We start from the raw sequence: 14,358 nt of genomic DNA on the forward strand, positions 1-14,358 counted from the left end.
GGAGGTACACAACCGGCGCTGGCGTGGTGTGATGGACCATGCACATTGTCATGGCCGGCGCCTCCGGGCTCATCGGCACCTCCATGTCCGCAGCCTTCCGCGATGCCGGCCACTCCGTGGTGGCCCTGGTCCGGCGGCCACCTGCCGGCGCAGGCGAAGTCCGCTGGGATCCGGCGGCCGGCGTCCTGGATCCCTCGGCGCTTGCCGGTGCTGACGCCGTGGTCAATCTTTCCGGCGCCGGCATTGGAGACAGGCCCTGGACGCGGAAGCGGGTGGAGGAGCTGTTCAGTTCCCGCTTGGGCCCCACCAGGACCTTGGTGCAGGCCATGGCGCAAATGGATACGCCGCCGGCCACCTTCATCAGCCAGTCGGCGTCCGGTTACTACGGCGACGCCGGCAATACCGTCCTGCGCGAGGACGCGCCTGCCGGCTCCAGCACCCTGGCGCAGATCTGCGTCGAGTGGGAGCAGGCGGCACTGGCGGCACCGGCCGGCGTGCGGGTGGTGCTGCCCCGCACGGGAGTTGTCTTCAGCCGTTCCGGCGGAGCGCTGGGCAAGCTGCTCCCGCTGCTGCGGCTGGGCCTTGGCGGTCCCTTTGGCAACGGACACCAGTTCTGGCCCTGGGTTACGCTTCCGGATGTTTGCGCCGCCTCCCTCTTCCTCCTGGACTCCCCGGTCTCCGGCCCGGTCAATGTGACGGCTCCCGAACAGGCGGATGTCAACACGATCGTCGCGGCGCTGGCCCATGCCCTGCACCGGCCTGCCATGCTGCGGGTTCCCGCCCCTGTGCTGCGCACGGTGATGCCGGGGCTGGGCGAGGAGCTCCTGCTGCACAGCCAGCGGATGGAACCGGCGGTGCTGGCGTCCGCGGGATTCCGGTGGCAGCACGGAGGCCTGGAGGATGCTGCCCGCTGGGTGGCCGCCAAGGACAGCTCCACCTAGCTGCATCAGCCGGCACCGGAAAGCTCCCGGCCTCCTTCCGCCACGAGTTCAATCTGCAGCAAGGATCTCGCTGACCCGCCACTGGCCGTCCACGGAGACCAGGACCAACCGAAGCGGCTGCGGCCTGCTGGGCGCCCCCGTGGCGAGCACGCTGTTGTCCGCGTTGACCGTGCTGTAGCCGGAGGTGGCGGACACCACCCGGACGACGGCGCGGGCCGGGGTGGCCCCCTCTTCCGCCGCCACCCCGGCCAGTGTGCTGGTGAAGCCGACCAACCGGTTCCCGGAAGGGCGGAGCCGGGCAGCAGTACTTTCGTCGGCGGCAGCTGCAGCGGAGCCTGGCGCGTTCACCTCCGCAAGGAGCTCAAGCCGGCCGCTGCTGAAGGCATGATCCCGCAGCGCGGCAAGTCCCTGCACGGCGACTGCGGGATCAGCCGAACGGGCGCGCTGCCTGGCTTCATCGACCGGTCCAGGGGCTCGTGTTCCGCCGTCCGCAGCGGCTTCGGCGGGGCGTGCAGCTGCCGGCAGCGAACCGGTTGCGGCGACTCCTGGCCACGGCGGATGTCCGGCCGCTGACAGCCACCACATTCCGGCGGCCGCTGCGGCAATGGCGGGCAGGAGGGCACGCGCCAGTATCCCCGCCCTCCGGCCGGCTACCGGTCCGTCGGCATGTTTCCCTTGCCGGCCGGCGGGTCCGACAGCACGTTTCCCGGGCGCGACGAGGGCCCCTTTCTTTTCGGCCAACGGCGGCCGTTGCCGCAGGGATCGCCATATGGTCCGGCCCGCGGGCAGTGTGGCAGATGACGGAGTGAAGGACCAGGCGCTCCAGCGGGACGTCGCCAGGCGGCGGCGAAGAGCCTGGAGTTTCGTCCGGAGACCGGCGCCCCTTGTTTCAGGGGCGGCGCGGCGCCGTGTCAGCAGCTCGGGCAGGACGGTGGGGTGGACAGCGTCGGAGAGGTCCACCGGCTGCGGTTCTGCACTGCGGTATACAGCCGTGGCCAGTGCCAGTGCGTTGGGGCGCAGCCGCCGGTCCTCGTTCAACCCTGCTTCCAGGGCTGCTGCCAGTTCCCTTGGGACGCCGGGAACAAGGAGCGACAGCGGTGGGCGGTCGGCCGTGCGGCCGGGTGCAGCACCTGTCAGGCAGTACCAGCCAAGTGCGGCAGCGGAGTAGACGTCGCGTTCAGGCTGCAGCCCGGCACGCACGGCATCGACCGGGGCCGGGTCAAGGAAGCCGGCCGTTCCTGTCGTTCCCGGACTGCCAGGATCGCCCAGCATCCGGGCAATGCCAACGTCCGACAACATGGGTTTACCCTGCCCGGTGAACAGCACGTTTCCCGGGGATACATCCGAGTGGGTAAACCCTTTGCCATGAAGGTAACCCAGGGCCTGCGCTATGGGAGTCAGCACGGTGACGGTCTCCCCCACGGTGAGCCTGCCGCGGGCGGCGACCAGCTGGGCCAGGGAGCCGCCGGCAGCGTAGGCCATGGTCAACGCCGTGACTCCGCCCGGCTCCCCGACGCGCACTGCGTCGTGCGCCCTGATCAGGTGCTGATGGTCCAGGACCGAAAGGATGCGGATCTCCCGCCGGATCTCCTCCTCGGTGATGGCCGCGCTGCCCCGCACGCTGCCGGCAGCGCGGAAGCACTTGAGCGCGAGGTCCCTGCCGGTCCGCTGTTCCCTGGCCAGCCACACATCCGCGCTGCCGCCCCGTCCCAGCAGCCGGCCGACATCGTAACCGGGGACCTCAGGCGCCTGTGCATCATCCATGGTCCATGTCTAGCCGACTTCCGGCGCGGCTGCAGAAGTTATCCACAGCCCTCGTGCCGCAGTCATAATGGGGACAACGGTGAGCTTGGACACTAAACCGGGTCCGGGCCGCTGCGGGGTCTAAGCTGGATGCCATGACTCTTGAGTTTTCACAGCTGGGTCTTGCCCCCGACTTCGTTGATTACATGGAAGGCTGGGATGCCCAGCGCGAACTCCATGACAAAGTTGTCGCCGGAGTTGCCCCCAGCACAGTCCTGCTTTTGGAGCACGCCGCCGTCTACACGGCCGGCAAGCTGACAGAGGACCATGAGCGCCCGTTTGACGGCACACCGGTGGTTCCGGTGGACCGCGGCGGCAAGCTCACCTGGCATGGCCCGGGACAGCTGGTCGCCTACCCCATCCTTAAGCTGAAAAACCGCTCCGGCATCCGCGATTACGTGGAACGCCTGGAAGAAATCATGATCACCGTCATGGCTGACTACGGCATCAAGGCCGAGCGCATCAAGGGGCGGGCCGGCGTGTGGATCAAGGCCGATGCCAAGGGCCCGGACCGCAAGATCGCGGCCATCGGCATCCGCGTGCTCAACGGAGTCACCATGCACGGAGTGGCGATCAACTGCAGCAATGACCTGGCGCCCTACGGGCAGATCATCGCCTGCGGCATCACCGATGCAGGGGTGACCACCATGTCCCAGGAGACGGGCCGGGAAATCACGCCCACCGATATCGTGGACCGGTTCGTAGCCGAATTCCGCAAACATGAAGAAGCATTGGTTTCGAGCCCTGAAGGAGCTCTACTGTGACATTGGCACCTGAAGGCCGGAAGATGCTGCGGATCGAGCAGCGCAACGCTGCGGTCCCGGTGGAGCGCAAGCCGGAGTGGATCAAGGCCAAGGTCCAGATGGGCCCGGAATTCGTCGGCCTGAAGAACCTGGTCAAGAAAGAGGGCCTGCACACGGTCTGCGAGGAGGCCGGCTGCCCCAACATCTTCGAATGCTGGGAAGACAAGGAAGCCACCTTCCTGATCGGCGGCTCCGAATGCACCCGCCGCTGCGACTTCTGCCAGATCGACACCGGCAAACCCTCGCCCCTGGACCGGTTCGAACCCACCAAGGTGGCCCGCTCCGTCCAATCCATGCAGCTGCGCTACGCCACCGTCACCGGTGTGGCCCGCGACGACCTTGAGGACGAAGGCGTCTGGCTCTATGCCGAAACCGTCCGCAAGATCCACGAACTGAACCCCGGCACCGGCGTCGAACTGCTCATCCCGGACTTCTCCGGCAACCCCGGGCACATCAAGGCGATCTGCGACTCCAAGCCCGAAGTCTTCGCGCACAACGTTGAAACCGTCCCCAGGATCTTCAAGCGCATCCGCCCCGCGTTCCGCTACGACCGCTCCCTGGACGTCATCACCCAGGGCCGCAACCACGGGATGGTCACCAAATCCAACCTCATCCTGGGCATGGGCGAAACCCGTCAGGAAATCTCCGAAGCCCTCCGCGACCTCCACCAGGCAGGCTGCGACCTGATCACCATCACCCAGTACCTCCGCCCCAGTGAACGGCACCTGCCCGTGGACCGCTGGGTCAAACCCCAGGAATTCGTCGACCTCCAGCACGAAGCCGAAGAAATCGGATTCCTCGGCGTCATGTCCGGCCCCCTGGTCCGCTCCTCCTACCGCGCGGGCCGGCTCTGGGCCACCGCCATGCGCAAAAAAGGCCGTGACATCCCCGCCGAACTGGCCCACATCGCCGAAGGCATCCAGGACTCCGGCACCACCCGCCAGGAAGCCGCCACCCTCCTGGCAGCCCACTCCTGACCTCGGATTCGTGAAGCGGCCAAGGGCCGGACGCTGGAAGTTTCCAGCGTCCGGCCCTTGCGTTTAAGTCACGTAGAATTGAGGCACTATGGCGAAATCCCCTGACTCCAGCAACTCCACCTCCGCGGGCTCAAGCGCGGTGAAGCGCAGCATGTTCTCGCGCAAGCCGAAGGAAGCAAAGGCCAAGAAGCCCAGCAGGCTCAAGCAGATTGGCGAGGTCTTCACCATGACCCGCCGCCACGACCCCATGGTTCCGTGGCTGATGCTCGCAGTCTTCCTGGGTGTTGTGGCCGTGAGCTTCCTGGTGGGCTTCTGGCTGGATAACTGGATCACCGGCCTGATCATCGGCATTCCGCTCGGCCTCCTGGCCGCCACTTTCATCCTGTCCCGCCGCGCCGAACGTGCCGCGTTCGCGCAGATCGAAAACCAGCCGGGTGCCTCCGGCGCAGCCCTGGGGACGCTCCGAAGGGGCTGGATTACCGAGGAACAGCCGGTGGCTGTCAACCCGCGCACGCAGGATGCCGTATTCCGCGCCGTAGGTCGTCCCGGCGTCGTCCTTGTCAGCGAAGGCCCCACCCACCGGGTGAAGCCGCTGCTCGATGCCGAGCGCAAGCGCCTGGCGCGCATCCTGCCCAACGTCCCCGTGCACACCATCCAGACGGGGCGCGGGGAGGGCCAGGTGCCGCTGAGCCAGGTGGCCAAGCAGATGGGCAAGATGAAGAAAGAACTGACCAAACTGGAAGTCAGCACCGTCTCCAAGCGCATCGCGTCCATGGGCAACAGGCTTCCCATTCCCAAGGGCATCGATCCCTACAAGGCCCGTCCCAACCGGGGGCGCTAGCCAACAGGACGCTCCGGTACCGGCAGAGCCGGCCGCCGGGGCGTTTTTCTTGTGCCCTGACCGGCCCGCGCATCCAGCTACGACAAAGGACTTGACCATGCCCCTCAGGACAACCGTGATCCGCGCCTTCCGCATTCTCGCAGTCGCCGAAGCCTGCAGCTGGGCTGCACTCCTGACTGGAATGTACTTCAAGTGGATTGCCGGCACCACGGAGCTTGGCGTGCAGATTGCCGGGCCTGTGCACGGTGCACTGTTCATTGGTTACGGGGTTGCTGCGCTCACGCTGTGGCGCGTGCAGCGCTGGCCGTTCCTGGCGGCTGTACTTGCCGGTGCCTCCGCCGTCTTCCCGTTCGCCACCATCCTCTTCGAGCGCTGGGCCGGGCGGCGCGGCTACCTCGCTGATTCCCGGGCAGATCAGGCCGGCGCCGGCCTCGAACCCAGCCGGGCCTAGCTGGGCAGGACCCCCAGATTTGAAGTCAATTGAGGCCGGGGCCGCGCCGGTGAAGGGCACCCAGGGCCGGCGGCGGGTGGTGGCAGTCCTCTCCCTGCTCGGGGCAACGCTCTTCTGGGCCGGCAACTACGTGGTGGGCGCCGGCGCGGTCCAAAGCATCGACCCCCTGAGCCTGGTGTTCCTGCGGTGGACCATTGCGTTGGTGCCGCTGCTGGTGATCGCCCAACTGGTGGAGCGGCCATCGTGGCGGTCCGTCCTGGCCGCGTGGCCCTGGCTGCTCGCGCTAAGCGTATGCGGCCTGCTCGGCTACAACCTCCTCCTGTACTTCGCCCTGGAGCACACGGACGCGTTCAACGCATCGCTGATCAACGCGTTCAATCCAGCGCTGATCACGCTGGCCGCCGCGGTCTTCCTGCGCGAACGGCTCACGCCGCTTGCCGTGGCAGGGGTCCTGATGGCCCTGGCCGGCGTCCTGATCGTCATCAGCGGAGGAAACATGGCCCGGCTGATCAGCACTGGTTTCGGTACCGGTGAGGTTCTTATGGTGGGTGCCATCGTTGTCTGGACGGCGTACACCATTACGGGGCGCTTGGCGCCGAAGATCCCGCCCATCACCGCAACAGCGGTCCAGGCAGCGGTGGTGGTGGCCATTCTGGGCCCGGTCCGCTTCGCCACGGGCGGCGTGGCGCTTCCCTCAACGGGCACCGTGCTGGCATCACTGCTGTTTATCGCCATCTTCCCGTCAGTGCTGTCCTACCTGCTGTGGAACCGCGCCCTGACGGTCCTGCCGGCGGCCGGCGCGGGAGTGTTCCTCAACCTCATCACCCTCTTCACCGCCATCCTGACCGTCCTTGCCGGACAAGTCCACACAGCCGCCCAACTTGTGGGCGGCGCGGTGGTCATTGCGGGGGTGGTGGTGACCAACGCTCCGGCCTTCCGGCAGCAGAAACGGACCAGGGAACTGCCGGAGGCCTAAGCGGGACCGGCTAGCGCCGGATCAGGAGCGTGTTCATGGCTTTGTCGTGCAGGCCGCGCTGGTCCGGGTCGAAGATCACGGCAGGGATCACCAGGCACAGCAGCACCGACCTGACCAGGGCCGCGAGCGGGCCGGGGGTACCGCCGCCCGGTTTGATCACGGCAATGCCCATCACGCGATGGCCGATGCTGTAACCGAGGGTTCCCACCAGCAGGATCTGTTCGATGGCGAAGACCGCCAGGGTGGCCCAGGAATCGCCGCCAAAGGCGAAGTTGCTGATCAGTAGAGCAATGCCCCAGTCGATGCAGAGGGCCGCAATGCGCCGCCCCGCCCGGGCAATGGACCCGGGACCGGACTCCGGCAGTCCCAGGCGCTCCCCCGGATACTTCGAGATGCCGGAGGTGTCCGGTCCGCTGAGCCAGGAGCCAATGTCTTTGCGATCTACCACCGTCCAAGTTTACCGACCCAGGCACGGTGGACGCGCCCACAGTGTGGATGGGAGTCGACCACAGTGTGGACTGACGATACCGTTGCCATAGCAGGGCATTCTGTAACCTGCCCGAAACAATGCGGACACGGACGGGAAATGCCGTATCCATAGGCTGTTACCAGTTTCAAGCAATCCCCCGGCAGGTACGCGCAGCAGGGAAAACCCCGCGTTCTCCCTGCTTTTGGATTGCGCTGGATCATATGGCTTGCATGCCAGATATTTACATATGCGTTAGGAGCATAGATGTTCAAGACTGCGGACGAAGTCCTCAAGTTCATCAAGGACGAAGATGTAAAGTTCGTCGATATCCGCTTCACCGACCTTCCGGGCGTCCAGCAGCACTTCAACGTCCCCGCCAAGAGCGTCGACGCGGACTTCTTCGTCAACGGCCAGCTCTTCGACGGTTCCTCCATCCGCGGCTTCCAGGGCATTGCCGAGTCTGACATGCAGCTGATCCCGGACGTCACCACCGCGTTCCTGGACACCTTCCGCATGGAGAAGACCCTCGCGCTGAACTTCTCCATCGTCAACCCCCGCACCGGCGACCCCTACCACCGCGACCCCCGCGGTGTGGCCGAGAAGGCTGAAGCCTACCTGGCCTCCACCGGCATCGCCGACACCGCGTTCTTCGCCCCCGAAGCCGAGTTCTTCGTGTTCGACAACGTCCAGTACCAGTCCTCCCCGCAGGGAAGCTTCTACAAGATCGACTCCGAGGAAGCCCACTGGAACACCGGCCGCGAAGAAGAGGGCGGCAACTTGGGCTACAAGACCCCCGTCAAGGGCGGTTACTTCCCGGTCTCCCCCACCGACAAGCAGGCCGACCTGCGCGATGCCATGTGTGTCGCCCTGGACGAAGCCGGCCTTGAGGTGGAGCGCAGCCACCACGAAGTTGGCTCCGCCGGCCAGGCTGAGATCAACTATAAGTTCACCACCCTGACCCACGCCGCCGATGACCTGCAGAAGTTCAAGTACGTCATCAAGAACACGGCTGACGCCTGGGGCAAGTCCGTCACCTTCATGCCCAAGCCGGTCTTCGGCGACAACGGCTCCGGCATGCACTGCCACCAGTCGCTGTGGAACGGTGGCGAGCCGCTGTTCTACGACGAGAAGGGCTACGCCGGCCTGTCCGACACCGCACGCTGGTACATCGGCGGCCTGCTGAAGCACGCTTCCGCTGTCCTGGCCTTCACCAACCCCACCGTGAACTCCTACCGCCGCCTGGTCAAGGGCTTCGAGGCTCCGGTCAACATGGTCTACTCGCAGGGCAACCGCTCCGCCGGTATCCGTATCCCCATTACGGGTTCCAACCCCAAGGCCAAGCGCATCGAATTCCGCGCACCGGACCCCTCCTCCAACCCGTACCTGGCGTTCGCTGCCCAGCTGATGGCGGGCATCGACGGCATCCGCAACCGCATCGAGCCCCCGGCTCCGATCGACAAGGACCTCTACGAGCTGCCCGCCGAGGAAGCCAAGGACATCCCCAAGGCTCCGGGCTCCCTTGAGGAAGCCCTTGAGGCACTGCGCGAGGACAACGAGTTCCTGCAGGCCGGCGGCGTCTTCACCCAGGACCTGATCGACACCTGGATCGAGTACAAGTACGAGAACGAGATCCGCCCGCTGTCGCTGCGCCCGAACCCCTACGAGTTCGAGCTCTATTACGGCGTCTAGTCAGCAGCCTGCACTGCAGGACAGCTGAACCAGCAAAGGCGGCCACCGGTAACCGGTGGCCGCCTTTTGCGTTGTCCGGGGGCCGTCGTCAGGCCGATCGAGACCGAAAAGGTGGGGGCCCGCCTCCAGACGTGCTGAGACCGGGAGCCGGACCCCCTGACGAATGCCCCCCGAGACGAAGACTGTCCAGCCTTCCCCCCAACAAGGTTGGAGAACACCGCCAATCCACATAATCGGGCAAACGCTTGCTAAGCGCAATGCCGGCGCGGTGGGTTACGTCGAGAAGCGCGTTACGGGAGTGGGGTTCCGGCGAAGCTGTGGAACATGGTCCGCTGCGGCCCCGCCGGGCCGCCCAGATAGGGCCCCGCATCGACAAACCCGGCCCGGCGGTAAGCGGAGAGTCCCGCAGGGTTTTCGTCGTTGACGGAGAGTACGACGCCGGTCTCGCGGCTTTGGTGCCGAACCGTGAGTCTGCGGGCCGCCTCCACGGCCGCGGCCGCTGCCAGGGTCCCCAAGCCTTTCCCTTGGTGCCGCCGGTCGATGAGGAACCCGCGCAGTAACCAGGCCGACTCGTCGTCCGGCCAGCCGGCAAGACCCGCTGCGCCTGCCTGCAGGGTCAACAGGCCGACGGCGGCACCCCCGGCCTCCACGACGTACGGCCTGCGCGATTCTTCGGCCAGTCCTGCCAAGGCCATCCGCAGCGGGTCGCCCACGAAGCGGTCCTGGCCCGGGAGCAGCGACATGCCCGCGATGGCCCCGAACTGGATGGCGCGGGCATCGTCGTCCAGGTCCCGGAGGGCAATGAGCCAGACCCAGTCAGTGCCCAAGTCAGTGCCCATAGAAGACGCGCTCGAAAACAGCGCGTGCCCGCCGGCTCACCCGCAGGTAGTCCTCCTCCAGGGCGGCAGCGTGTCCGGGCTCGTACCCGCACCAGCGCGCCACGGCCTCGAGGTCGCGGCGCGAGGAGGGAAGGAGGTCGGAGGCCTTGCCATTCCAGATGACATTGGCGGACCGGATGCGGCTCGCAAGCCGCCAGGCCTCCGCCAGCAGCGCGGCATCTGCAGCATCCAGCAGGCCAAGTTCCGCGGCGGCCGCGAGTGCCTCCAGCGTGGATGTGGTCCGAAGCTCCGGATGTTTCCCGGCATGCTGGAGCTGGAGCAGCTGGACCAGCCACTCCACGTCGCTGAGGCCGCCGCGCCCCAGTTTGAGGTGCCGTGCGGGGTCGGCTCCGCGCGGCAGCCGCTCGGATTCGACTCTTGCCTTGATGCGCCTGATCTCGCGCACGTCCTGTTCCGACACCGATTCCGGGTACCGGATGGGGTCGATGAGGGCGAGGAAGTCGGCGGCAAGGGTGTCGTCGCCTGCCATGGGACGTGCCCGCAGCAGGGCCTGGGCTTCCCAGATCAGGGACCAGCGGCGGTAGTACTCCGCAAAGGAGTCCAAGGAGCGCACCATGGCGCCGTTCTTGCCCTCCGGCCGGAGGTCGGCGTCCATCTGGAGGACGCGTTCTGCCATGATGGCCGGCTTCAGCGGCTGGGTGAGCAGGCTGGAAACCTTCGCCACGATGCGGACAGCCTGTTCCTGGGCCTCGGCGTCGGAGAAGCCGGGAAGGGCGCGGTGGACGTACATGACATCGGCATCCGAGCCATAGCCGATCTCGCGACCGCCCTGGCGGCCCATGGCAACCACCAGGACCGTGGTCTTGAGCGGGCCGCCGGCGGAGACGATACCTTCGGCCACGCGCAGGGCGCCCAGGACGGCGGCCCGGTCTGTGTCTGCCAGGGCCCTGCCTACCTGGTCCTGGTCAAGGAGGCCGGCCGAATCGGCAATGGCGATGCGCAGGATTTCCCGCCGCCGGATCAGCCGGATGAGGCGCATGGCGCTTTCCGGGTCCGAGTGCCGGGACATCTTGGCCGTGATCTCCTGCCACTGCGCTTCGAAGCCCACCGGTACCAGGTCCTTGTCCTGTCCCAGCCATGCCACGGACTCCGGCGAGACTTCCAGCAGGTCTGCGATCAGCCGGGAGTTGGAGAGCATGTGGCACAGGCGCTCGGCGGCGGCATTGGAGTCGCGCAGCAGGCCCAGGTACCAATGTGTGGTGCCCAGTGCCTCGCTGACCCGGCGGAAAGCGAGGAGCCCTGCATCGGGGTCCACGCCTTCGGCGAGCCAGTCCAGCAGGATGGGCAGGAGTTGGCGCTGCAGGGCGGCGCGGCGGCTCACCCCGGCCGTCAGGGCCTCGATGTGGCGCATTGCTCCCTGCGGGTCCCGGTACCCCAGGGCGGCAAGCCGGCCCTGTGCCGCTTCGGGGGTGAGCCTGGCGTCCTCGCTGCTGAGCTTGGCCGCCGAATTCAGCAGTGGCCGGTAGAAGATGCGTTCGTGCAGTTCACGCACCGAGCGCTTGGTCCGCTGCCAGGCTGTGAGCAATGAGTCAGGCGTGGGCCGTTCATTGGAGAAGGGCCCCAGCACGGCCTTGGCCAGGGAACGCAGCGCCGGCTCAGCCACCGGCATGAGGTGGGTCCGGCGCAGCTGGAACAGCTGGATCCTATGTTCCAGCAGCCGCAGGTAGCGGTAGGCGTTGTCAAAGGCCGCCGCGTCGGACCGGCCGATGTAGCCTCCGGCGGACAGTGCGGCGATCGCGGAGGTGGTGTCCCGCCGTCGTAATGACTCGTCTGCCTTGCCGTGCACCAGCTGCAGCAGCTGCACGGTGAACTCGACGTCGCGCAGGCCGCCGCGGCCCAGCTTGATCTGGCGCTGCTCCTCGGCGGCCGGGATGTGCTCCGTCACCCTGCGGCGCATCGCCTGGACGGATTCGACGAATCCCTCCCGCCCCGCGGAGTTCCAGATCAGCGGCGCTACGGCGTCCTCGTAGGCACGGCCCAATGCAGCGTCGCCGGCGATGGCGCGGGCCTTGAGCAGCGCCTGGAATTCCCAGCTCTCCGCCCATCTGGCGTAGTACGTCTCGTGGGAGGCGAGGGTGCGGACCAGCGGCCCGGACTTGCCTTCGGGCCGCAGGTTGGCGTCCACCTCCCACAGGCCAGGTTCCCGGGCCACGGAGGAGATGGCCCGGGAGATGCCGCTGGCCAATGCCGTACCGATGGTGTTGGCGTGGGCGTCCTCCAGGCTGCCCGGGTCCACCACATAGATGACGTCGACGTCGGAGATGTAGTTCAGTTCCCGGGCACCGCACTTGCCCATGCCGATCACTGCCAGGCCGACGTCGGCGACCTCGGCAGGGCTGTGCTGCTCCGCCGCTTCCGCGCGCGAAACTGCAAGGGCGGCCTCGATGGCGGCTGCGGCCAGGTCGGCGAGTTCGCCGCCCACGGCCGGCAGGAAGTCCAGCGGGTCTGCGGCGCACAGGTCCTTGACGGCGAGGTCCACCAGGCCGCGGCGGTAGGCCGTGCGCAGGGCTGCGTAGGCGTCCACGCCGGTGGTGGAAGCAACGGGCCGGGCGGCACGGGGGTCCGCGCCGACGGACTGCAGGAGCGTGGCGCGAAGCCGGCCCGGGTCGGCGGGCAGGGGTTCGGGACTGGCCCGGACCCGGAAGGCTTCCAGGTGCTCAGGGTGCCGGATGAGGAACTCCCCCAGCGCCTCCGAGGCGCCGAGGACCCGGAACATCGGCTCGCTGGCCTCCGGCTCGGCTGCGGCCAGTTCGCGCAGCTGGGGGTGCTTTTCGATCAACCGGACCAGGGACTGCAGGGCGGTGTCCGGGCTGGCCGCAAGCTGCAGCCCGGCAAAGAGCCTGTCCTGGTCCAGCCCCTCGAGTTCGCGGGCGGCAAGGAACCGCTCGCCCTTTTCCAGGTCGCTGAATCCGGCCGCTATCAGGCGGCGCGCCAGGCTCACGCCGGGCACCTAGAGAATGCCGAGGTTGCGCTGCAGCTCGTAGGGCGTCACCTGCAGCCGGTAGTCCTGCCATTCGGCGCGCTTGTTGCGCAGGAAGTGCTCGTAAACCTGTTCGCCCAGGATCTGCGGCATCAGCTCGGAGTCCTCCATGGAGCGGATGGCGTCGTGCAGGCTGGCCGGCAGCGGGTCGTGGCCCATGGCGCGGCGTTCGGCCGAGCTCAGCGACCAGACGTCGTCCTCGGCAGCGGCCGGCAGGTCGTAGCCTTCCTCGATGCCCTTCAGCCCGGCACCGAGCAGGACGGCGTAGGCCAGGTACGGGTTGGCGGCTGAATCGATGCCGCGGTACTCGATCCGGGCGGACTGGCCCTTGCCGGGCTTGTACAGCGGCACACGGACCAGGGCTGAGCGGTTGTTGTGGCCCCAGCTGAGGTAGCTGGGTGCCTCGCCGCCGCCCCACAGGCGCTTGTAGGAGTTGACGAACTGGTTGGTGACGGCGGTGAACTCCGGGGCGTGCTTGAGGATGCCGGCGATGAACTGGCGGGCCGTCTTGGACAGCTGGAACTCGGCGCCGGCCTCAAAGAACGCGTTGCTGTCGCCCTCGAACAAGGAGAAGTGCGTGTGCATGCCGGACCCGGGGTGGTCGGTGAACGGCTTGGGCATGAACGTGGCGTAGGTGCCCTGCTGCAGCGCCACCTCCTTGATGACGGTCCGGAACGTCATGATGTTGTCCGCGGTCTGCAGCGCATCCGCGTACCGGAGGTCAATCTCGTTCTGTCCGGGGCCGGCCTCGTGGTGGCTGAACTCCACGGAGATGCCCACTGATTCCAGCATGGTCACCGCGGTGCGGCGGAAGTCCTGGGCCACTCCGCCCGGGACGTGGTCGAAGTACCCGCCTTCATCCACCGGTACCGGCGCGCCGTTGGGGCCAGGCTCATGCGACTTCAGCAGGTAGAACTCAATCTCCGGATGGGTGTAGCAGGTGAAGCCCATGTCCGCTGCCTTGGCCAGGGTGCGCTTCAGCACGTTGCGCGGGTCGGCCGCGGAGGGCTCGCCGTCTGGGGTCAGGATGTCGCAGAACATCCGCGAGGTCTGTTCGGTCTCACCGCGCCACGGGAGGATCTGGAAGGTGGCGGGATCGGGCTGGGCCAGCATGTCCGATTCGAACACCCGGGCCAGGCCTTCAATGGAGGAACCGTCGAAGCCCAGCCCTTCCTCGAACGCGCCCTCGACTTCCGCCGGGGCCAGTGCCACGGACTTCAGCGATCCCACGACGTCGGTGAACCACAGGCGTACGAAACGTACGTCGCGCTCTTCGATTGTGCGCAGGACAAACTCTTGCTGGCGGTCCATGATGGCCTCTTCTCCGGTCAACGTCCATGCTCCGGGCCCATGCAAGGGGAAAGCCGGCAGCAGTTCATCAACACTGTACTAATCATTCTCCGCCGATGCCGAAGCCTGCGCCGTGCGTAACACAGCATTAACCTCGCGGTTCCCTAATCCTGCCTCCAGGTCACGCCCGGGTCCCGTTCCCGGCGCCACAGCTACGCCCCGCCGCCCGCACCATGACG

The 14,358-nt window shown here is 67.1% G+C and carries 12 protein-coding genes; 7 read left to right on the forward strand and 5 right to left on the reverse strand.

Translation table 11 applies throughout. From position 1 onward, the window contains the following. The first annotated feature begins 38 nt into the window (after window positions 1-38). Entirely contained in the window at window positions 39-941 is a 903-nt protein-coding gene (locus tag FBY30_RS19165) for a TIGR01777 family oxidoreductase (RefSeq protein ID WP_142134287.1), read from the forward strand. 48 nt (window positions 942-989) lie between these two features. Here FBY30_RS19165 and FBY30_RS19170 read toward each other — a convergent pair whose 3' ends face one another. Next, window positions 990-2,705: a serine/threonine-protein kinase gene (locus FBY30_RS19170; protein ID WP_142134289.1), complete on the reverse strand. Its 1,716-nt coding sequence runs from the start codon at window positions 2,703-2,705 to the stop codon at window positions 990-992. A 134-nt stretch (window positions 2,706-2,839) separates the two neighbouring features. On the opposite strand from FBY30_RS19170, the gene lipB reads away from it, so the two are divergent. From lipB to FBY30_RS19195, 5 genes are all read left to right on the forward strand, one after another. Next, complete coding sequence (gene lipB, locus FBY30_RS19175) at window positions 2,840-3,508, forward strand: lipoyl(octanoyl) transferase LipB (protein WP_142134291.1); 669 nt, start codon at window positions 2,840-2,842, stop codon at window positions 3,506-3,508. After that, entirely contained in the window at window positions 3,505-4,524 is a 1,020-nt protein-coding gene (gene lipA / locus FBY30_RS19180; protein WP_142134293.1) for a lipoyl synthase, read from the forward strand. The genes lipB and lipA overlap by 4 nt, the downstream gene beginning before the upstream one ends. 88 nt (window positions 4,525-4,612) lie before the next feature. After that, window positions 4,613-5,365 (forward strand): DUF4191 domain-containing protein, encoded by a 753-nt coding sequence (locus FBY30_RS19185; RefSeq protein WP_142134295.1) that lies wholly within the window; start codon window positions 4,613-4,615, stop codon window positions 5,363-5,365. A 97-nt stretch (window positions 5,366-5,462) separates the two neighbouring features. Beyond that, window positions 5,463-5,816: a DUF3817 domain-containing protein gene (locus FBY30_RS19190; RefSeq protein ID WP_142134297.1), complete on the forward strand. Its 354-nt coding sequence runs from the start codon at window positions 5,463-5,465 to the stop codon at window positions 5,814-5,816. A 19-nt stretch (window positions 5,817-5,835) separates the two neighbouring features. Further along, window positions 5,836-6,792 carry a DMT family transporter gene (locus tag FBY30_RS19195; RefSeq protein ID WP_235009507.1) on the forward strand — a complete coding sequence of 319 codons (957 nt, stop codon included), beginning with the start codon at window positions 5,836-5,838 and terminating at the stop codon, window positions 6,790-6,792. A gap of 10 nt (window positions 6,793-6,802) precedes the next feature. Here the strand turns inward: FBY30_RS19195 and FBY30_RS19200 are convergent, their stop codons facing one another. Beyond that, complete coding sequence (locus FBY30_RS19200) at window positions 6,803-7,240, reverse strand: RDD family protein (RefSeq protein ID WP_142134299.1); 438 nt, start codon at window positions 7,238-7,240, stop codon at window positions 6,803-6,805. Between the two features lie 285 nt (window positions 7,241-7,525). Between FBY30_RS19200 and glnA (FBY30_RS19205) the strand changes: the two genes are divergently transcribed. Beyond that, window positions 7,526-8,950: a type I glutamate--ammonia ligase gene (glnA, locus tag FBY30_RS19205; protein WP_142134301.1), complete on the forward strand. Its 1,425-nt coding sequence runs from the start codon at window positions 7,526-7,528 to the stop codon at window positions 8,948-8,950. A gap of 290 nt (window positions 8,951-9,240) precedes the next feature. On the opposite strand, the gene FBY30_RS19210 is transcribed toward glnA (FBY30_RS19205), so the two are convergent. The 3 genes from FBY30_RS19210 to glnA (FBY30_RS19220) are packed head-to-tail and all read right to left on the reverse strand — an operon-like array spanning window position 9,241 to window position 14,140. Next, complete coding sequence (locus FBY30_RS19210; RefSeq protein WP_142134303.1) at window positions 9,241-9,789, reverse strand: GNAT family N-acetyltransferase; 549 nt, start codon at window positions 9,787-9,789, stop codon at window positions 9,241-9,243. Next, window positions 9,779-12,790 carry a bifunctional [glutamine synthetase] adenylyltransferase/[glutamine synthetase]-adenylyl-L-tyrosine phosphorylase gene (locus FBY30_RS19215; RefSeq protein WP_142134305.1) on the reverse strand — a complete coding sequence of 1,004 codons (3,012 nt, stop codon included), beginning with the start codon at window positions 12,788-12,790 and terminating at the stop codon, window positions 9,779-9,781. The genes FBY30_RS19210 and FBY30_RS19215 overlap by 11 nt, the downstream gene beginning before the upstream one ends. Window positions 12,791-12,799: 9 nt before the next feature. After that, complete coding sequence (gene glnA, locus FBY30_RS19220; protein ID WP_141160830.1) at window positions 12,800-14,140, reverse strand: type I glutamate--ammonia ligase; 1,341 nt, start codon at window positions 14,138-14,140, stop codon at window positions 12,800-12,802. Window positions 14,141-14,358: the final 218 nt, after the last annotated feature.

The organism is Arthrobacter sp. SLBN-83 (genome assembly GCF_006715285.1).
Lineage (GTDB): Bacteria > Actinomycetota > Actinomycetes > Actinomycetales > Micrococcaceae > Arthrobacter.

Coding starts and splice junctions, on each gene's coding strand:
- FBY30_RS19165 (WP_142134287.1), top strand. CDS start 39: ATGCACATTGTCATGGCCGGCGCCTCCGGGCTCATCGGCACCTCCATG.
- FBY30_RS19170 (WP_142134289.1), bottom strand. CDS start 2,705: ATGGATGATGCACAGGCGCCTGAGGTCCCCGGTTACGATGTCGGCCGG.
- lipB (WP_142134291.1), top strand. CDS start 2,840: ATGACTCTTGAGTTTTCACAGCTGGGTCTTGCCCCCGACTTCGTTGAT.
- FBY30_RS19185 (WP_142134295.1), top strand. CDS start 4,613: ATGGCGAAATCCCCTGACTCCAGCAACTCCACCTCCGCGGGCTCAAGC.
- FBY30_RS19190 (WP_142134297.1), top strand. CDS start 5,463: ATGCCCCTCAGGACAACCGTGATCCGCGCCTTCCGCATTCTCGCAGTC.
- glnA (WP_142134301.1), top strand. CDS start 7,526: ATGTTCAAGACTGCGGACGAAGTCCTCAAGTTCATCAAGGACGAAGAT.
- FBY30_RS19210 (WP_142134303.1), bottom strand. CDS start 9,789: ATGGGCACTGACTTGGGCACTGACTGGGTCTGGCTCATTGCCCTCCGG.
- glnA (WP_141160830.1), bottom strand. CDS start 14,140: ATGGACCGCCAGCAAGAGTTTGTCCTGCGCACAATCGAAGAGCGCGAC.